The sequence below is a fragment of the Micromonospora sp. GCM10011541 genome, from assembly GCF_042650725.1.
Lineage (GTDB): Bacteria > Actinomycetota > Actinomycetes > Mycobacteriales > Micromonosporaceae > Micromonospora > Micromonospora sicca.
Window position 1 is genome coordinate 1 of record NZ_JBHSBP010000051.1, and the last position, 19,132, is coordinate 19,132.

Sequence of the window (19,132 nt, forward strand, 5' to 3'; positions counted from 1 at the left end):
CGATCACGTAGCGGATCATCACGTGCGCGGGCAGCCGCCGGGACCGCTTCTCCCGCCGCCCTGCGCGGTTGATGACCTCTTCCAGCAGATCCCGGTCGAACCGCGCCGACAGCACACCCAGTCCGATGTGGTCGGTCAACCGCCCCCACGGCCGCGGCAACGACTCCAACTCCGACGACGTCACGGCCGGCAACCGTACCGGTCGCAGCCCACCAACGTCAGCTCACCACGCTGACCTCGATAGATGCCCTATCTGAACGGCATTGGGTCAAGGCTGATCTTCTCGTTCCAGTGGGCATAGTCGTCGTAGTGGGTCGAGTACCTGTTCGCCGTGGTGCTCCCGCCGATCGGGTCGGCGTAGACAAGGACGATGTACTTGGACAATCCGTGCACCGGTTTTCGACCGTGGAGTTGATCAACGCACCGCCGAAACTCATCCAGGTTCCTGGGACCGGGGCCGCCTTTGAGGCCCGACCGGCGGCCCGTGTACGGATCAAACTTTGGCGCGCGCAGGTAGAACTTGAACTCGATGAACGCCTTCTCCTCGGCGCGGTGCAACACCAGGTCGATGCGGTCGCACTCCACGAACTGGGTTACGTCGGGGTGGGCCTCTGAGAGGCTCCGACAGAAGAAGTACCGAAAGACGGACTCGTTCCAGCCGCTGAGGGGCATCCGCGAGAGCTCGTCGGATACGCACGGCATGGCGCGGAAGAATGTCCGTCGAACTACGTCATCCATGGTGCGCCCCCATCGGTGCAAAGTATGAACGGCGGCGAGATCAGCTCTTTGAGGTCACGGTAGCGGGCCCGCCAAGCTAGCGCCCGATGGCGTCGGCTGGCTGCGCTCCGGCGCGCCGCGTTGATAGCCGGCTCTGCCGGGATTGGTGCTGGCTTGGTAGCAGAGTTTCGTGCCATTGCGCTGTGGTGAGGGTGTGACGGTCGAGCAGATCCCGAAGGACTTCGGAGTCCACCCGATGACGTTGTTCAAGTGGCTGCGCCAGGCTGACGTTGACGCTGGAACCAAACCGGGTGTCAGCGGCAGCGAGTCAGCCGAGCTGCGTGAGGCCCGCAAGCGGATCAAGTTGCTGGAGCAGGAGAACGAGGTCCTGCGCCGGGCTGCGGCGTACTTGTCGCAGGCGAACCTGCCGGGAAAAGGCTCTACCCGCTCGTGAGCGAGCTGGCCGCCGACGGGATCCCCGTGGCGGTGACGTGCCGGGTATTGACCATCGCTCGTCAGCCCTACTACCGGTGGCTCGCCCGGCCCGTCGCCAACGCCGAACTCGTTGCCGCTTACCGCGCGAACGCCCTGGTGGACGCCCATCGCGATGACCCGGAGTTCGGGTTCCGGTTCCTGGTCGATGAGGCGCACCGCCGGACAGGTGATGGCTGAGCGCACCGCGTGGAAGATCTGCTCGGATAATGGCTGGTGGAGTGCCTTCGGCAAACGCAAGAGGCGCGGCAAGGGTGGCAAGGTCGGTCCGCCGGTGCATGACGACCTCGTGAAACGAGACTTCACCGCCGACGGGCCGAACCAGTTGTGGCTGGCCGACATCACCGAACACCGCACCGGCGAGGGCAAGCTCTACCTGTGCGCGATCAAGGACGTGTGGTCGAGGCGGATCGTCGGCTACTCCATCGACTCACGGATGAAATCGAGGCTGGCCGTCAACGCATTGCACAACGCCGTAGCTCGACGCGGCCGAGTGCCCGGCTGTGTGTTACACACCGACCGCGGGTCGCAGGGCGAATTCAACTGGTCGTCGCAACACCTTGATCACGGAGGTTTGCGATGGGGCGCGGGAAGAAGCAGTTGCATGGGATGCCGGCTGGTGCGCGTCGCCAGTGGGCGTCGGATCGAGCGTTGCGGCCGCCGATGCGTTCACCGGGACGGCCGGAGCCGTCTCGTGCGGTGCAGCGGGACTTCTGGCGGCGCATCGCCTCGGGAATAACCACGCTGGAGGCCGCGGAGGCTGTGGGTGTGTCATGGCCGGTCGGGTCCCGGTGGTTCCGTCACGCTGGCGGCATGCCGCCGATCAGTCTGGACGAGCCCACCGGCCGTTACCTGTCATTCGCCGAGCGCGAGGAGATCGCGCTGCTGCTCGTTCAGGGGGTCGGCGTGCGGGGGATCGCCCGCAGGATCGGACGCGACCCGGGAACGGTCTCACGCGAGCTGCGCCGTAACGCGGCGACCAGGGGTGGTAAGCCGGTCTACCGAGCTCTGGTGGCGCAGTGGAAGGCGCAGCAGGCGGCGAAGCGTCCGAAGACCGCGAAGCTCGTAGGTAATGGCAGGTTGCGTGAGTACGTGCAGGACCGACTCGCCGGCGGGGTCCGTCGACCTGATGGCACGATCGTCAGCGGGCCTGAGCCGCCCGCGTGGAAGGGGCTGAACAAGCCGCATCGACAGGACCGCCGCTGGGCGACGGCGTGGAGCCCGGAGCAGATCTCGCACCGGCTGCGTGTCGACTTCCCCGATGATGAGGCCATGCGCATCAGCCACGAGGCGATCTACCAGTCGCTGTTCATTCAGGGACGTGGAGCGCTCAAGCGTGAGCTGGTCGCGTGTCTGCGCACCGGCCGGGCGCTGCGGGTTCCCAGAGCGCGGTCCCAGAACAAGCCGCAAGGGCATGTCACTGCCGATGTCGTCCTGTCCGAGCGCCCCGCCGAAGCCGCGGACCGCGCGGTCCCCGGGCAGTGGGAAGGGGACCTGATCATCGGGACGGGCCGTTCCGCGATCGGCACGCTCGTCGAGCGCTCCAGCCGCTCCACGCTCCTGGTGCATCTGCCTCGGTTGGAAGGCTGGGGCGAGACACCACCGGTGAAGAACGGTCTTTCGCTCGTCGGCTACGGCGCCGTCGCGATGAACACCGCGCTGACGACGTCGATGACGAAGTTGCCCCAGCAACTACGCAAGACCCTCACCTGGGACCGTGGGAAGGAACTCTCCGGTCATGCGCAATTCGCCCTCGATACCGGCACGAAGGTGTTCTTCGCCGATCCGCACTCGCCCTGGCAGCGGCCGACGAACGAGAACACCTATTGGTGAAGGATGATCCGTGCCAGGGCTGCACCGACGGGTGCGGCTGAGGTTGGGCCACTGGGTGACTCGGAGAACACGTGCCGCAAGGCTTTCCGTTGATTTGTCCAAGGTGGCTCCGGGGGCGAGAGCCCTGGCCGGGAGTGACTTGATAGAAGCCTGCTGAGCCGTCAACTCGCAATAGGTCTGTCCCTCGGCCAGGGCTCTTGCCATCGTCCCGTTCGTCCGCGATGGCAGAGAAGAGGACATCTCGATGGTGACAGTGGGGATCGACCCGCACAAGCACGTCCATGTCGCAGTGGCTGTTGATGGCGGTGGTAAGCGGATCGGCAAGCCACTGACCGTCAAGAACGACGCCCTGCTCATCATCACGCTTCTGACCTGGATCAGGTCGATCGCCGACGGCATGCCGGTCACCTGGGCCATCGAAGACGGCCGTGGGTTCGCACGACGCCTGGCCGACGGCCTGCTACTCGCTGGACACGAAGTGGTGTGGGTTCCCAGCCGGCTCACGGTCGCCCATCGCAGACTGCACGCGGCCACCGGCGCCAAATCGGACTCTGTCGACGCGGCCGCAGCAGCACATGCCGCTATCGCGACGCCGACGCTGGACCGGCATCGCATCGACGAGCACGTGCGTGAGCTGCGCGTCCTCGTCGACTACCGATCCGACCTCCTCAAGCGTCGCACCATGATCGTCAACCAGCTCAAGGCGCAACTGCACGTCTGGCTCAACCACACCCCTGGCGACCTCGCCCGAGCCAAGAACCTGACTTCGCTGGCCGCCCTGCTGGAAGCAGCAGAGCTGGGCCCCCTCATCCGTCGGGCGTTCACGAACATGATCGCGGAGATAGCCGACCTCAATCAGCGTGTCCGTGACCTGGACACCACAATCCGCGAACTCGTCGACCCGCTGGCACCGACGCTTCTGCAGATCACCGGGATCAGCCACACCTCCGCAGCCGTTCTGATCGCTGAGATCGGCGACATCACCCGCTTCTCCAACTCGGCCAAACTCGCCCGCTACACCGGCTGCGCTCCAATCCCGGTATTTTCCGCCGACAAAGAGCGCCACCGCCTTCACCGAGGCGGCAACCGCCGCCTCAACAGCGTCCTCTACACAGCCGCCATCGTGCAGAAACGGTTCGACCCCGCAGCCCAAGCACTACTAAGCCGCCACGAGCCAACCAAAGGCAACCGCGGCGCGCGCCGCATCCTCAAACGTCATCTCGTCGACGTCATCCACCGGGCCATGGCCACCGACCACGCCTCCTGGCAGCATCACATCACCCGACACCGGCTCACCGTTTGACATAGAAGCATCAACGGGCTGCTGCGTCAGTACTTTCCGAAGGGCACCGACCTGTCGAGGTGGTCCGATGAGGACCTCGAAGCCGTTGCCCTCGCGGTCAACAATCGGCCACGCAAGAGCCTCGGCTGGAAGACCCCAGCCGAGGTCTTCGCCGAGCAGCTAGGCTCGCTACAACAGCCTGGTGTTGCAACGACCGATTGAACTCGCCCAGTTTCGCAGCCGGAAGTTCGTCCGCGCTCTGCACCAGCATCACATGATCGGGTCGATGGGCAGAGTTGGTGCCGCCGGCGACAACGCCGCCATGGAATCGTTCTTCGGCCTGCTACAGAACAACGTCCTCAACCGGCGTAACTGGTCCACCCGGCAGCAGTTGAGGACCGCGATCGTGACCTGGATCGAACGGACCTACCGCCGCCGACGACAACACTCCCTGGCCCGGTTGACCCCTATCGAGTACGAGACCATCATGACCCCACCGGCCAGTCAGGCCGCGTAACTGAAACTGTCACCTATCAGTGAGCCATTTTCATCCTGCGTAGCGGTTGGTTTCGACGTGGTGCAGGACGAGGATGGCTTGGACGATCGCGGTGGCTCGGCGTGGGCAGCAGCGCAGCTTGACCAGGATCTTCCAGGTCTTGAGCGTGGCGATCGCTCGTTCTCCGCGGGCGCGGATCTTGGCGTGGGCCCGGTTCACGGCCTTCTGCCTGTGTGACAGCTTCGGCCGGAAGCGGCGCCGCTTGAACGGGGTGCGCACGCTGCCACGGGCGCCCTGGTAGCCCTTATCGGCGAAGGTCATCACATCCGCGCGGGTCAGGGCATCGATGATGCCGTGACTGCGTGCGGCGGTCAGATCGTGTGCCGAACCGGGTAGTGCCGATGATGCCCACACGAGCCGGCCGGCGGCGTCCGCGATGACCTGCACGTTCACGCCGTGGCGTCTGTGTTTGCCGCAGTAGTAGGGCTTCTGCTCGGCGACCCGGTCGATCGGGATCAGCGTGCCGTCCAGGATCGCGTACGCCAGCAGCCGAATGCGTCGCATCGCGGTATCCAGGTCGTCGGCTGCCGAGCTGAGCAGGGCAATCGCCTCCTGGACATAGCGCCAAGCGGTGGCGACGCCGATCTTGAAGCCGGCCGCGAGTCGGGAGTAGGTGTCGCCGTTACGCAGATGGGCCAGAGCGAGCAGCGCCTGCCGGCCGGGTTCGAGGCGCCGCCACCGGGATCGGCGCTGGTTGCGGTGGCTGCGGATGCGTCCGGCGAGGTGGTTCAGGGTGCGGCTGGACAACGGAATCGTGGCGGGGTAGGACAGCATGGCGAGGCTCCCGGTCGGGGCTTCGAGTCTTGGTCGACAGCTGTCCTACCTGGAGCCTCGCACCCATCGATCACCGGGCCTGCCGCACCCGTCCTGAGCTGCAAGATCAGCTTGGAAAGGGCTCAGTGCAGCAGGCCCGGGTGATGTCGGTGAAGGTGGCTCGGCGGCGGCGGTAGTCGATCGGTGGGGGATGACGCTGGGTCCGGTTGTGGCCCTGGGCTCCGCTGCCTGTGGGTGATTGCCGGATGACGTGAATGTGATCCTCATGTTTGACTATGGGTATGCGGGCGGGGGAAGCGCGGCTGTCGATCGATTGCGGCAGCGCCAGCACCGTCGCCGTTTTGGCCTGGGCTGACGGCAGCGCGTCCGACCTGTCGTTCGACGGGGCGCCGTACCTGCCGAGCGCCGTGTACGTGGCCGCCGATGGGCAGGTGTGGACGGGGCAGCGGGCTTGGCAGGCCGCCGGGGAGCAGCCGAGCAGGTTCATTCCGAATCCGCGACGCCCGGTCGTTGACGACCTGTCGGTCGATAGCACTGGTGTGGATGAGCTGGACCTGGCGGCGGCACCGCTGCGCCGGGTCGCGGCCGAAGCCGAGCGGACGACTGGTGGGCCGCTGCGGGACGTGCGGTTGGTGGTGCCGGCAGGGTGGGGGCCACGGCGGCGTACCTGGATGCGGCAGGTCGCGCACCGGGCCGGGTTGCCGCAGCCGCGTCTGGTGGAGGCCCCGGTGGCCGTCGCGGAGCACCTGCTGGCCGGCGGTGCGCGGTGGCCGGTCGGGTCGTTCATCGTCGTGTCCGACGTCGGCGCGGGTGCGGAGGTGACGGTCCTGCGGCGGGGCCCCGCCGGGTTTGAGGTCCTCGCGACCCTCGCGGACCCTGCCGCCGGCGGCACCGCTATCGACCATGCTTTGGCCGCCGCCCTCACCGACGGGCGAGACGTGTCCGACGCGGGCACGGGCCAGTGGGTGATGGCGCAGACTGTTCGCGCCGCGAAGGAGGCCCTGGCCGCGCACCCTGCCGTCACGGTGCCGCTTCCCGACCGGGCACCGGTGGTCGCGAACAGCGCCATGCTCGATGAAGCCGCCCGCCCTGTCCTGCAGCGGGTAGCCCAGCTGACCTGCGAGGCCATTGCCGCCGCCGAGCTCACCGCCGCCGATTTGGCGGGCATCTACTGCGTCGGCGGCAGCGCCCACCTGCCCCAGCTGGCCACGGTCATCGCCGAGCACGCGGGTGTGACCCCCACGGTCATTGTCGAGCCTGGCTCGGCTGCGGCGCGGGGCGCCGCTGGCGCCGGGGCCGCCGGCCCCACGGTGGGGCCGCCGGCCCCACCGTGGCGGGCATGGTGGAGGTGCCAGTGCCGCCGGTACGGCGCGCCGTCGCCATCGCGGTGCCCGGCTTCGCGTCCCTGGCCCTGATCTGGCAGTGCCTCATGACCGCCGAGCGGCACAGCGTGCTGAGCGTGCACTACTCGGTGACCCTGAACTGGGGTGAGTTCGCGATGGCCGCCGTGTTCGCTGTGCTGGCGTGTCTGAGCGCGGGCACCATCCTCGGCTCGCTCATCGCTGCCCACAGCCCCACAGCGGACCTCCGATCCGAGGGCGGGAAGGTCAGCGTCGGTGTCCTCGCCGCCGTCTCCGTCGGCCTGGCGATCGCCGGTCTCTACGCGGTGGTCGCCAGCCAATACTTCGGCCTGCCGGTGGGGGAGTTCCTGAGTTGGGCGCTCTGGCCGGTCACCCCGATCGTGGTGCTGGCCGCCGCGATGGCGTTCGTCGCCGCACGGCAGTGGCGTACACCCCATGGGGGCTGGTCGGCGTTGATGGCCGCGCCGACCGGCTCCATCGCCGTCGCCGCGGTCGGTATGGGCCTGGTCCAGTACTCCCTGACCGCCGACCGGTGGCCGCACCTGGTGCTGTGGATCGACATCGCCGCCCGCGTCGGCGGTTTGCTTCTGGGCGTCGGGGTGGTCATGGCGCTGGTGACACCGCTGGTGTTCCGGCTCATCCTCGCCGCCCCCCTAGCGGTGATCACCGCTGCGATCGTTAGTCGGCAGGCTGCCGGCCTCCTCGGCGTCATCTATGCCCTGGCCATCGCGGTGTGGTGGGCCGCCCGGTTGTGGGCGCGCGTCGTCCGTTCCGCCAAGGCCCCGCCTGCCGGAGCGTCGGCAGCGCCGCAGGGTGTTGCTGCGCCGCCGGGCGGGGGTGGGTGACGTGCGGTGGCCGCGGCAGGTGATGTCTTCGCTGGTCGTCGGTCTGCTCCTGGTCGGTCCGCCGGTCGTGCTGTTGTCCCTGGTGGGCTCGCCTGTACGCGGGTGGCCTAGCGGGGAGCAGGTTTTGGCGTGGGTGCAGCAGCCACTGACCGAGCAGACGCTGGCTGTCGCGCTGACCGTCGGGGCGTGGCTGGTATGGCTGGTGCTGGCCTACACGGTGACCGTCCGGTTCCTGACCCGCCTGCGTGCGGGCGCCGCCTGGCTGCGCCGGGTGCCGCTGCCCACGCCGCTGCAGGCCACGGCCAGCGGCATGGCAGGCGCGGCGGTGTTCAGTGTCACCGCTAACCCGACGTCGCCGCCGCAACCGCCCGCACCCGTGGCTGCGGGGAGCCTCGAGACTCCGGGCACCCCCGCCACCGCCGAAGCGGACTGGTCCTCCAGCGTCCAGGTCGACGGCGGGATCTTGTTGTCGGGAGGTTGGCTGCCCCGCGAGGTCGCCGAGCAGGTCGCCCTCGCCGGGGCTCTCGTCTGGCTACGCCGCCGCCGCGCCTACCGGCCCGGCCTCGCCGGCCGCGACGACGCGGATCTGAGCCCGCTGCCCGCCACCGCCGCCGCGGTGCAAGCCGCCCTCGTCGATCACCCCGCGTCGAGGCCCAACGCGGTCCCGGCTGAGGCGTCCGTGCCGGTGGCAACGGCCACGATATCTGGCCTTCCGGCCGCCGGTGTGGGGCTCATTGGACCGGGCGCCCTGGCTGCGGCGAGAGGTCTGCTGGTCACCGTCCTGCTGACCGGGCAGAACCGTCCCGCGGTGCCGCTCGTCGTCACCCGCGCCGCGCTGAGCACTCTGGTGGGAACCGCCGCCGAGGCGATACGACACCGCCCGCCACACCTGCAGGTGATGCCCACGCTCCACGACGCGGTCAAGCTGATCGAATCCTCCCCTACCCGGCACGCCGGGCTGGAGCGGGAAAAACCGCAGCGGCGCGAGAACGTCGCCGCGGTCACTGGCGAGCCAGCGGCCGTGCTGATCGTCGACAGCCCATCCGGCGCCCTCGCACAACGGCTGGCCGGCCTCTGCGCAGCCGGCGCCAGCAACGTCGTCGTACTGGGTCAGTGGCCGGCCGGCGCCAGCTGGCACGTCGATGCGGCAGGCCACACGCACGACCCGCGCCGACCCGGGTGGGCCGGGCCCCGACTGTGTGTCCTCGACACGGTCGCGGCCACAGACCTGCTCACCGTGATGGGGCACATCGACCCCGCGCCACCCACGGCACCCGACCCCCAACGGTCGCATCGTCCGCTCCCGCTATCGCCGCGGATACCACGCCAGGCCAGCAGGGACACCCGCGCCGGCAGCGGTGGGCGGCGCATCCAGTTGCGAGTGCTCGGTGAACCCATGCTGTCCGTTGACGGAGCAACGCTGACGATCCGACGCGCGGCCGCCCTGCAGGCCTTGGTGTTCCTTGCGGCTCATCCCGCCGGTGCGCACAGCGGGCAGATGGTCGAAGCCCTCTGGCCAGGCCTGCCTCGGCACTCGCTCACCGGCAGGCTCTACACCGCCCTCAGCGAGCTGCGCGGCGCTATCCGAGCCGCAAGTGGCCTCGACGTCATCGACAACGCCGACGACCGGTATCGCCTCAACCCCACCCACGTGGACACGGACCTGTGGCGATTCCACACCACCGTTCAGCACGCCGCCACCGCCGTCACCGATCGCCCGCTCGCCTGGCAGGCCGTCATCGACGCCTACCCCGCCGAGGTGGCGGCCGGCCGCGCGTGGCCCTGGCTTGACCCAATTCGGGAAGCCGTCCGCCGGCACGTCATCGACGCGCACGTGGTCCTGGCCGCCGCCGCACCCACCCCGCGTCAGGCCCTGCACCTGCTGCAGGCCGCCATCCGCGTCGACCCCTACAACGCCGATCTGCACACACGCGTTATGAACGCCCTCGCCGCACTCGGTGAGCACCAAACGGCCGTCGAGTTGCACGACACCTACACCCGCCGCCTCGCCGCGGCCGGCCTCGACGCCGATGAAGCGGACGGCACCGCCGTGCGCCTACGCGGCGCCACCACTCCAACCCAGTAGGCCCCCGCAGGAACCGCGCTTCCGCACGCGGCCGCTTGCCCGCGCCGGCAGCCGAGTAGTGCCACATCCCTTCTGACCTGGGGGTGTGAGGTCGTGTGAGGTGCTGTGAGGTGCCGTGAGCCGGTACCTGCTCCCATCACGGCATCGACGGCCATAGCGTCACCGCAACCGCCCGCACCCCTCCGCAGGCCGCCCGTCGCCTGCGTCCCAGGGCGGGGCACCACCAACTGCAGGTGCGAGGAGGCCAGGTGTCACACCGAACGACGCGCGTCATCGCGATCACCACATCCGTCCTCGGCACGGCTGCCGTGCCCGCCGTCCTCGTCAGCACCGGAGTGTGGACGCCCGAGCTGCCCTCACCGGCCACGGCCGTGCGGCACTGGATCACCCAGCCGATGAGTTCCGGCTTCGTCGTCGCCCTCACCGCAGGGGGAATGCTGACGTTGTGGCTGCTGCTGTGTACCGCCGTGCTCATCCGCGCCTACACCGCACTGGCCCGTCGGCTGCGCTGGACGCCGGCGCTGCGCCTTCCCCGCCCTGTCCAGGGCATCACCGCCGCGCTGCTGGGCGCCACCGCCGTCACGACCGCCACCGGCGCCGCCGCACACGCCAGCGCGACCACCAGCGACAGCAGTGGTAGTGATCAGCACGCCACCCAAGCGGCTGCCACGCAGGCGCAGCAGGCGAACGGGCACACGTGGTCAACAAACCGCACCTACGCCGTCGAACGTGGTGACAGCCTGTCGAAAATCGCCGCCGAGTGTCTCGGCGACGCCGATCGCTGGCCGGAGATTTTCGCCCTCAACCGGGGCACCCACTTCGCCGACGTCGGCGGCACCCTGCGCGATCCGAACCTCATCCACCCCGGCTGGGTCCTCAGCCTTCCTCCCGACGCCGCCCCACCCACGGGACACGCACCCCGCACGCCGGCCAACCCGCCGCCGAGCAGCGGTCAACCGGACGCGCAGGCGTCGCCGCCGGCTGCGCACACACCGCCAGCCAGCCCGGCGCCGGGCACCACCGCGTCGCGCCCGCCGTCGCCCCCGGTCACCGCGGCCCCGGACAGTAGCGGAGCCGCCGCGCCCGCGCCGACCGCCTCCGCCCCGGACACGGCAAGCCCCGCAGCACCGGACGCACCCCGCGCCCCTGAGCGGGCGACGCGCGGGGTGTGGTTGCCCAGTGGCAGCTGGGTCGACCTCGGCCTGGCCCTCGCGATCGCCGCGGCGGTCGCGCTGGTGTGGGCCCACCGGCAACGCCGCTACGTTGCCCGCAAGCCCGCGACGGCGTCCCGCACCCACGATCCGGACCTGGCCCCCCTGCCCCGGGTGGTCGGGCAGATCCGCCGCGGCCTGCGCCGCGCCGCCGCCGGCAACCCCGACCCGTACGAGCCCGCCCGGCAATGCGCCGACCACGACGACGGATACGACGCCGACGACGAGCCCGTGCTCGCGGGCGGCGGCAGCGACGACCGGGATGCCGATGGCCACGCCGCCGGCGCAGGCGCCACCTCCAGCCGGGACAACGACGGGGGGCCGGCACCGCTGCCGGTGGCCCCGGCGCTGGACAACCCGCTGACGGCGCTGTGGCGCCCAGCCGGGCTGGGACTGGCCGGTCCCGGTGCATTGGCCGCCGCCCGGGGGTTCCTCACCGCCGCCCTGGCCTGCGGCGGGGCGGACCACCCCGAGGCCCGCACCGAGGTGGTCATCCCGTCGATGACCGCGGCGACGCTACTGGGCGCCGCCGCGGTCACCCTGCCGCGCACGCCACGGCTGACCGTCACCGCCGGCCTCGACGAGGCCCTGGACCTCCTGGAAGCCCAGACGATGCGGCGCACCCGCCTGCTGTACCAGCACGAGGTCGACAGCGCAGCCGAGCTGCGCCGCGCCGACCCCTACGAAGAGCCCCTCCCGCCGGTCATGCTCCTCGCGGGCGCCACGAGCCGCCACGAGCGTGCCCGCGTCGCCGCACTGCTCACCCAGGGGCAGCGCCTGGACATCCACGGGGTGCTGCTCGGCGCGTGGCCCGAGGGCGACACCCTCACCGTCGCCGCCGACGGCACCACCAGCGCCGACGGCGCCCGCCCCGCGGACGTCGGTCGCCTCTGCGTGCTCGACCCGACCGAAGCCGCCGACCTGCTCGCCACCCTCGCCGAATCCCACACCGGCCAGCCCCCCTCGCCCGCCCCCACCGAACAGCAACCCCCCTCCCGCGCGCAGGCGCCCGACAACCCACCGTCTCCCGCCGCGCACGACGCGCCGACAACAGCCGCGCAGCCCGCACCCCGCGCTGACGATGTCGCGCGTGACGGCGCCGAGATGCTGTCCGCCAGCCAGGAGGACAACCTGGCCGCACCCGAACCCCAGCCGGACCGCGGCACGCCGGCCGTGGCCGGCGGCGTCCCGGTCGGGCACGTGCCGGACGACGCCGCAGCAGGCGGCAGCGCCGACCAGCGGCCCGGGAAGGTACGGGTGCGGGTGCTGGGCACACCGAAGGTGATCGACGGCGACCCGCAGCGCACACCGCGCGCCAAGTCCCTGGAATTGTTGGTGTACCTGGCGGTGCATGACGGGGTCGCCTCGACGGAAGCGATCCTCGACGACCTACTGCCCGACGCCCCGGTTAGCAAGGCCCCCGGCCGGCTCTACACCTACGTCTCCGGACTGCGGGCGGTCCTGCGGCACACCGGCGGGCCCAACACCTACCTCAGCCACCCGGACCACCGCTACCTGCTCCAGCCCGACACCCTCGACATCGACCTATGGCGGATGCGAGCGGCGCTCCGGGAAGCCCGACAGGCCACCGACCCGCAGGCCCGAGCCGCCGCGCTGCGCCGCGCCGTCGACGCCTACACCGGCCCCCTCGCGCAGGGCTGCGACTACGAGTGGGTCGAGTCCTACCGCGAGGCCGTCCGCCAAGATGCCCTCGACGCGCACCTCGCCCTCGCCGACACCCTGGCCGGGGATCCAGCGCAGCAGGTCGCCGTGCTCGACGCGGCCATCGCCCACCACCCGCGCCACGAGGACCTGTACCAGCAGGCGATGCGGGCCCGCGCCGAGCTGGGGCACCTCGACGCGATCCGCACCCTGCGCCGCCAGCTGACCCGCGCCCTCGCCGAGATCGACGCGAGGCCCGGCGACGACACCCTCGCCCTCGCCGACCGACTCGTCGCCCGGGTCAAACGCTTCGGCATGACCGGCCAGAAGCCCGTTGGCCCGACCGCATGAGCACCGCGACGGCGCCCGCCGCCCATGCCGAGGCGGGAGAGCGGGAGCCGCGCCAACTGCGGAGGCTGCGGTGGGGGGTGCGCGCCGTGCTCGCCCTCGGCGTCGCCGCGTCAATCGCCGCGAATGTGCTGCACGCCCGACCCAATCCGGTCAGCCAGGTCATCTCCGCGTGGCCGCCTCTTGCATTGATGCTCACCGTCGAGCTGATCTCCCGCGTGCCCACTCACCGACGGCTGCTGGCGGCGGTCAGGATGGTCGCCGCCGCCCCGATCGCGGCCATCGCGGCGTGGGTGAGCTACTGGCACATGGCCGGCGTCGCCGCCCGCTATGGGGAAACCGAAGCCGCCGCCGCGTACCTGCTGCCCCTGTCCGTCGACGGGCTGGTTGTGGTCGCCAGCGTCAGCCTCGTCGAGATCACCGGCCGCCTCCGCGCCGCCACCGCGCCCCACGTGACGGGCGAGCCGGCGCCAGGCGCGCCCGGGCGTCGGCGGCTCGACGGTCCGAGCCGGTCCGTCCCCACCGCCGCCGGGGTGGCGCCGCCGGTCGCGCATCCTGCGGCCCTGCCGCCACACATTGCCGCCGCGCCGTCGACGTCCCCGCACGCGCAGGAACCGCCGGCCGGCAACAGCGAACGGGTAGATGGTGATCAGCAGCCAGAACAGGCGCTCGTCGACCAGAGCACCACCGCCGGAGCGGGCGACCAGATCGGCGCGGACCTGCGCGCCAGCGCCGAGCTGAACACACAGGACCCGCGCCCCGCCGCGGCGCCCGCAACCGGCCCCACACCGCCACCCCAACCCCATGGCGATTCCGCAGCTACGAGACACTCGCGCCACGGCGACGAGGAAGCAGTGCCCCCCACCACCGCCGCGGCAGTGGCGTACTGGCACCGCCGTGACCCCAACCTGCACCCAGCGCAGATCGCCGCGAGGATCGGCAGGTCCGAACGCACCGTCCGCCGGCACTGGCCGCCGCCCACCGGCGACGCACCCCGCGCTAACGGCAACCGGGTCGACGCCGTTCATCGCTAAGGCTGCTCGCCGCCCAGCCCGCAGCCGTATCTCCCGCCCAAGGGCCGGTACCGCGACGGGCCATGCGCGCAGCAGCAGCGCGCTTGTCGACGCTGCGGCCAATAGTCCCGGTGACCCAAACGACGAAAGTGCCCTGTCTCGTGCTCTGGGGTGCGCTCGACACTGGGTGCGCCGGGCGTCGCCGGGCTTCTTGGCCGTGTCGGGCCGGGCACCTGACGGTCTCCGGTCCGACAGGTCCGCAAAGGCCGCCACCGCAGGCGGCGGCTACGGACAGCCGATCACCGGTTGGACAGCCGCGTCGTAGGCGTGGTCGGCGTCCCAGGGAAGCGTCCCCGAGGGTCGGGCCACACTATGTGCTGCAAGCGCACCCGCTCGTCGCCGTAGCGGACGCAGGCGGCACCGGGGTGGAGAACGCATCGCTGGCGGCGCCGTCGACGATAACGGCGTCGTAGCCGGCGATAAGGTAGCTGACGCGCTGGCCGTGGCCGAACCGCTCGGCTTTGTCGTAGACGCGTCCGGCGAGGTCGTTGAGCAGCGCCTGCGATGTCGCAGGGTCAAGCCCCGCGATCGGCAGTTCCGGGTGGTCGTGGGCTTAACCGACCGGGTCGACGTGTGTCGGTCCTGGCCTGGGGAACGCGTCCCGAACGTGTCCGTGACGTGGTACCTGGCACCCGAAGGACGGCGCTGCGGCTACAAGGACACGAGGCCCGCCAAATGGAGGTGCTTGATCGCCTAACTCAAGTGGCCGAGATGAGATCTCGGCTACGTCAGTCGAACGACGTCCGTACTGACTCTGCACGAGGTGCCAGTCATGCGCCCTCACCCTGACGGTCGCACTCAGACGCTGGTTTGAGGGGTTAGGTCCGTTTCTCGGCAACGGCGAATACTTCGGCAGACCCCGGCGAGCCGGGTCGCGGCGATCGACCTGAGGAACGTCGCGGAAGGCCAACCGGAATGGGACCGACCCTTGGCCGCCCTGTACTTCGAATGCGGCTGGTACACCGCCGAGCAACACGCGGTGGTCGTCCGGGTGTACGGCTACGACGTCAGGCAGGCGCCGGCGCTGGTCATGCGAAGGGCCGGTCCGCGTGACGCCCCGCTATCGTTGCTGCCCACCGGGGCATCTACAGGCAAAGGCATCAGTCACCTTGTCGGTCCGCCCGTCGATTGCCCATGTCTGGCAACGTTGCAGGTCGCTGAACCATCTGAGAGGACCCCGCTGTGACCGAAGTGCTGCCCGGCTCCGTCAACGCCGGCGACGACGATGCCGACCGCGAAGCTGTCGAACAGGAGCGCGCCAAACTTCGGGAGTTCGTCAAAGGGCTGAGCGCGGACGACATCAAGTCGGGCGGCTGGTTCACGAAACTCTGCGCCCAGGCGCTGCGGTCGTACACTGAGAAAGCCACCTGGGAGTACTTCCAGCAGAAGTACAAGGGCGTGCCCCCGGACGGTATCGTCGGGCAGCAGATCAAGCTGGCGGCAAAGAACGCGATGATCGAAGGCGGGATCACCTCCAGCCTCTACACCGGGACGATCGCCGCGACCGTCGGGTCGTTGGGTGGCGCCAGCCCCGCCGCTGTTCCTGCCGGCATCCTCACGTTCATGGTTGACCTGACGTACATCACCCAGCTGCAGATGCGCCTGGCCTACGACATCGCGGTGATCTACCGGATTCCCCTAGACGTGGACGATCCCGAAGACATGATGAAACTCGTCCGGGTGGCATTCGGCATAAAGGCCGGAGAGGTCGCCCGCAGCAGTATGAAGTTCGTACCCGGCCTGGTCCGGCAAGTCCTCAAGAAGTACTACTCCGGTCCGGTCCTTGCCGCCGCGAAAAGCCTTCCGATCGTCGGGAAACACCTCCTGCAACGCAACATCATCAAGATCGGCATCCCCGGCGTCGGGATCCCCCTCACCATCTTCGTGAACCGCTACACAACCGTGGCCGCGGGACGCCACGCCAAATCCGTGTTTCGTGACGAAGCAGAGGTGATCGAACTCGCCGACACTTTGATCCGACGCACCCGGCACCTGCGGCTGATGCTGTGGGTCGCGTGGCTCGTCATCAACGCGGACGGCAAGATCGCTGACGCCGAGCGCCTGCTGTTCCAGCGGCTGACGCGGCTTGCCCGAGAACGGCATCAGGTCGACGACGAGCAACTCGCCAACGTCGTCAACATCGACCCGGACGAGGTATGGCACCGCGTCGACGCCGAGCCCGGGGATCTCAGCGATGTTGTCTACGCCGCCGAACGGGTCGCCACCGTCGACGGGGATCTCAACACGCACGAGAAGGCAGTCATCGCCGAGCTACGGGATCGCTGCGAGCGACGCTGAACCCGCGGTGCGCAGGCCACACGAAGGCCGAGGTGTGCCCTACCGGCAGTGCCACGGTCGGTCCGTCGAACGCAGCCGGTGTCACCGGACAGCCGGGCCACCCACATCGAGAAGGGCGGCGGCCCGCCGAGTTCCGCGGCCACGTCGACCATGCGCGCAAGCATCGCCGAGGCGCCGTCACGCGGCCTGGTCGGCGAACAACTCCACCGCTCAAGCTCGGCATCATCCTCGCCCCCGACAGCCTTCGAACCCATGAATGGTTCCCGCGCTCCCGGCGCATGAACGCGTCCGACGTCAGCTGGACCACCACACCCACCGGGCATCGTCAACTCAGTCATCAGCTGGGGTCTGTGGATTTAACGGTGTTTCCGGCCTGACCCGCCAGTCGTTGTGCATGGTGAGGAGGGTGCCGTGATGACCGCGACATTGAACGATGGGACAGGACGTAAGAAGCGGGCGGAGCCGTCGGCGGAGGCGAAGGCCGCGGCCGAGCTGATCCGGGCGGCCAAGGAACAGGGCCTGTCGTTGACCGGCCGGGACGGTCTGCTGAAGCACCCGTGCGACCGAGGAGTTGCCTCTGCAACTCGGCGACGGCGGCATGTACCGCCAAATCCGCGATAGTGCCGGCCTGGGCATCTAAGGATGGCCGATAGGAACCCGGGAGCGACCAGTCGGCGGAGCGGTGGTCAGGTAGCAGGCTGAACGATCGCTCATGCGCCAGGGCCTACGGTCGGCTGATGGGGTTCTCCATCAAGCTGGCACCCGGGGTGCGTATCCGTGCCTCCTCTCGCGGCATCCGGACCAGTGTCGGTCCGAGGGCGGCTCGGGTGCACTTCGGCGCTGGCCGCACCGGCTTCTCGACTGGCGCGGGTCCCGTCGGCTTCTACACTTCCCTCGGGGGCGGCCGCCGCTCGAGCGGTCGGGCGACGTCGGCCGCGACCTATCAGCGGCAGGTCGCGGCTCAGCAGAGGCAAGCGGCACACGGGCAGAAAATCGAGGAGGCCCAACGCCTGGCCCAGATCTTCCTGCGCATCCTGGAGCTGCACCGGGTGGATTTCCCCGCAGCCAGCCGACCCATCGCACCGCAACCGGCACCCCCCGACCGGGCGAGCATTCACAAGCACTACGAACAGCACGCCCTGGCCGGCATCGGCCTTTTCGAGCGCGCAAAGCGAGCTCAGGCCAAGCAGTTGGCCACCCAGTGGACCGAGGCCGAGATGCATCGGCAGTGGGCGACCCGATGTGAACAGCAGGAAGGCTGGCAGCTATACCTCGACCAGCGGTGGCAGCAATTGTGCAGTAACTCGCCCGAGGTCGTCCTGGAAACGCTGGAGGAAGCGTTCGAGGACAACGAAGCACCCAGTGCTGCGGTCGGCGTCGCCGTCGACGAGGTTTCCCTCGTGGTGCTTGTGCCCAGCGTGGACCAGGTGGTGCCCGAACGTATGCCCACCACCACCCAGGCCGGCAACCTGTCCCTACGCAAGCTCCCGCAACGCGACCGCGCCGACTACTACAAACAGTTCGTGTGCGGCCAAGTCCTCGTCACCGTCCGGGAAGCCTTCGCCGTCGCACCCGCGATCACATCCGCCCGCGTCGCCGTGCTGCGTCAGGACGGGCCCGACAGCTACGGCCGGCCCCGTGTCTCCTGCCTACTCGCCGCCAAGGTCGACCGCCAGGCGCTCAACGGCGTCCTGTGGCAGACAGCCGACGCAGCGCGGATCGTCAACGACACCAGCACAGAGCTCATCCTCAACCAACGAGCCCGCACCGGCGAATTACAACCCCTGAACCTCGCCACCGAGCCCGCACTCGCCGAACTCCTCAGCGCCGTCAACCTTGCCGAGCTAGCTGGCGAGCAGTAGGCCGCACCCGCTGCGACCGATGCCGTTCAGGACGTTCTGCAAGCAGGGCAGCGATTATCGCCTGGGGTTCGATAGATGCTGGCCTGTCGCTGACCTGACCGTCGCCGAGCTCCATGACTCGCCATACCTCGTCAGCGCGCAGGGCAAGGTCCACGGTCACGAACGGCAGGCCCAGCCCGGCGATCAGCGGTGCGACCGGGGCGAGGTCGACCTGGACGCGAGGAGCATCGTTCGGAGTGTCCGGATGCGGGCCGACCAGGACGCACTTGCCGTCGACCCACCAGGTTCGTACCTCGGCGGATGCGAACCGCTCGAAGCGACGTAACACGAATCCGCCGACGAAGTCATCCTCGCGTAGCTCCAGAAAGCGACTCGCTACCTTCCAGGCGGTCACGCCGTCGTCGAGATCGGGAATGAACGCCGCCTCGTGCCAGTAGTGCTTCATCGACTTGGTGTAGTCGCGCAGCACCGCTGGTCCCGCGCCCAGCTCCGTGCGTGCGCGGTGAAAATCCGCCTGGTCCGAGCCCGTGGTCCACACCGAGGATGGAGTGACAGCCGCCAGGGCGGCGTACCACCCGGGTAGCTCATGCGCCCGCCGGTACTGCTCGGGACTGGTTCTCAACGTCACGCCGCGCCAGGCGAGCGCCTCGGCGAACGCGGCGTACCGCTCACTGCTCAGCATCCAGCCGCGGTACACCGCGAGGCCGCTGCCTGTTACCGCTGCGACGGCCT

Annotated in this window: 16 protein-coding genes and 3 pseudogenes; 14 read left to right on the forward strand and 5 right to left on the reverse strand. The window is 69.6% G+C overall.

Annotated features, from left to right (window positions below; genetic code table 11):
• Together ACFOYX_RS21540 and ACFOYX_RS21545 are read right to left on the reverse strand one after the other, a co-directional pair.
• Positions 1 to 184, reverse strand: a 184-nt coding sequence (locus tag ACFOYX_RS21540; protein ID WP_377534289.1) for a transposase domain-containing protein, incomplete at its 3' end; no start/stop codon positions are given.
• Between the two features lie 65 nt (positions 185 to 249).
• On the reverse strand, positions 250 to 738 hold the full coding sequence (locus tag ACFOYX_RS21545) for a hypothetical protein (protein ID WP_322443453.1): 489 nt from the start codon (positions 736 to 738) through the stop codon (positions 250 to 252).
• Between the two features lie 193 nt (positions 739 to 931).
• Here ACFOYX_RS21545 and ACFOYX_RS21550 point away from each other — a divergent pair, with 193 nt between their 5' ends.
• From ACFOYX_RS21550 to ACFOYX_RS21580, 7 genes and pseudogenes are all read left to right on the forward strand, one after another.
• Entirely contained in the window at positions 932 to 1,171 is a 240-nt protein-coding gene (locus tag ACFOYX_RS21550) for a transposase (protein ID WP_322443454.1), read from the forward strand.
• A complete protein-coding gene (locus ACFOYX_RS21555) occupies positions 1,168 to 1,389 on the forward strand; it encodes a hypothetical protein (protein WP_322443455.1) in 222 nt (73 codons plus the stop codon). Before ACFOYX_RS21550 ends, ACFOYX_RS21555 begins: the two co-directional genes overlap by 4 nt.
• On the forward strand, positions 1,382 to 1,948 hold the full coding sequence (locus tag ACFOYX_RS21560) for a DDE-type integrase/transposase/recombinase (protein ID WP_322443456.1): 567 nt from the start codon (positions 1,382 to 1,384) through the stop codon (positions 1,946 to 1,948). The genes ACFOYX_RS21555 and ACFOYX_RS21560 overlap by 8 nt, the downstream gene beginning before the upstream one ends.
• 74 nt (positions 1,949 to 2,022) lie before the next feature.
• Positions 2,023 to 3,033: pseudogene (locus ACFOYX_RS21565) on the forward strand (IS30 family transposase); the annotation flags it as partial.
• A 253-nt stretch (positions 3,034 to 3,286) separates the two neighbouring features.
• Positions 3,287 to 4,345 carry an IS110 family transposase gene (locus ACFOYX_RS21570; RefSeq protein ID WP_322443457.1) on the forward strand — a complete coding sequence of 353 codons (1,059 nt, stop codon included), beginning with the start codon at positions 3,287 to 3,289 and terminating at the stop codon, positions 4,343 to 4,345.
• Positions 4,346 to 4,546: pseudogene (locus tag ACFOYX_RS21575) on the forward strand (transposase); the annotation flags it as partial.
• Positions 4,547 to 4,550: 4 nt separating this feature from the next.
• Positions 4,551 to 4,841, forward strand: a pseudogene (locus ACFOYX_RS21580) (integrase core domain-containing protein); the annotation flags it as partial.
• A 30-nt stretch (positions 4,842 to 4,871) separates the two neighbouring features.
• Here ACFOYX_RS21580 and ACFOYX_RS21585 read toward each other — a convergent pair.
• The gene (locus ACFOYX_RS21585; protein WP_322443458.1) at positions 4,872 to 5,654 is read right to left on the reverse strand and encodes a transposase family protein; all 783 of its coding nucleotides are present in this window, start codon (positions 5,652 to 5,654) and stop codon (positions 4,872 to 4,874) included.
• A 281-nt stretch (positions 5,655 to 5,935) separates the two neighbouring features.
• Here ACFOYX_RS21585 and ACFOYX_RS21590 point away from each other — a divergent pair, with 281 nt between their 5' ends.
• The 5 genes from ACFOYX_RS21590 (at position 5,936) to ACFOYX_RS21610 (ending at position 14,201) form a co-directional block, all read left to right on the forward strand.
• Positions 5,936 to 7,069, forward strand: a complete 1,134-nt coding sequence (locus ACFOYX_RS21590; RefSeq protein WP_377534292.1) for an Hsp70 family protein — start codon at positions 5,936 to 5,938, stop codon at positions 7,067 to 7,069.
• Entirely contained in the window at positions 6,994 to 7,860 is an 867-nt protein-coding gene (locus tag ACFOYX_RS21595; RefSeq protein ID WP_322443460.1) for a hypothetical protein, read from the forward strand. The genes ACFOYX_RS21590 and ACFOYX_RS21595 overlap by 76 nt, the downstream gene beginning before the upstream one ends.
• Before the next feature lie 271 nt (positions 7,861 to 8,131).
• Positions 8,132 to 9,946: a BTAD domain-containing putative transcriptional regulator gene (locus tag ACFOYX_RS21600; RefSeq protein ID WP_322443461.1), complete on the forward strand. Its 1,815-nt coding sequence runs from the start codon at positions 8,132 to 8,134 to the stop codon at positions 9,944 to 9,946.
• A 248-nt stretch (positions 9,947 to 10,194) separates the two neighbouring features.
• Complete coding sequence (locus ACFOYX_RS21605; RefSeq protein WP_322443462.1) at positions 10,195 to 13,170, forward strand: BTAD domain-containing putative transcriptional regulator; 2,976 nt, start codon at positions 10,195 to 10,197, stop codon at positions 13,168 to 13,170.
• Positions 13,167 to 14,201, forward strand: coding sequence for a DUF2637 domain-containing protein (locus ACFOYX_RS21610; RefSeq protein ID WP_322443463.1), 1,035 nt, complete (start codon positions 13,167 to 13,169; stop codon positions 14,199 to 14,201). Before ACFOYX_RS21605 ends, ACFOYX_RS21610 begins: the two co-directional genes overlap by 4 nt.
• Positions 14,202 to 14,550: 349 nt before the next feature.
• Here ACFOYX_RS21610 and ACFOYX_RS21615 read toward each other — a convergent pair whose 3' ends face one another.
• Entirely contained in the window at positions 14,551 to 14,775 is a 225-nt protein-coding gene (locus ACFOYX_RS21615; RefSeq protein ID WP_322443491.1) for a hypothetical protein, read from the reverse strand.
• Positions 14,776 to 15,422: 647 nt separating this feature from the next.
• Here ACFOYX_RS21615 and ACFOYX_RS21620 point away from each other — a divergent pair.
• Both ACFOYX_RS21620 and ACFOYX_RS21625 read left to right on the forward strand, forming a co-directional pair.
• Positions 15,423 to 16,538 (forward strand): TerB family tellurite resistance protein, encoded by a 1,116-nt coding sequence (locus tag ACFOYX_RS21620; RefSeq protein WP_322443464.1) that lies wholly within the window; start codon positions 15,423 to 15,425, stop codon positions 16,536 to 16,538.
• A 737-nt stretch (positions 16,539 to 17,275) separates the two neighbouring features.
• The gene (locus ACFOYX_RS21625) at positions 17,276 to 18,400 is read left to right on the forward strand and encodes a DUF4236 domain-containing protein (RefSeq protein ID WP_322443465.1); all 1,125 of its coding nucleotides are present in this window, start codon (positions 17,276 to 17,278) and stop codon (positions 18,398 to 18,400) included.
• Here the strand turns inward: ACFOYX_RS21625 and ACFOYX_RS21630 are convergent.
• Positions 18,369 to 19,132: ATP-grasp domain-containing protein (locus ACFOYX_RS21630; RefSeq protein WP_377534293.1), on the reverse strand; the 764-nt coding region annotated here is incomplete at its 5' end. The two genes, ACFOYX_RS21625 and ACFOYX_RS21630, sit on opposite strands and share 32 nt — an antisense overlap.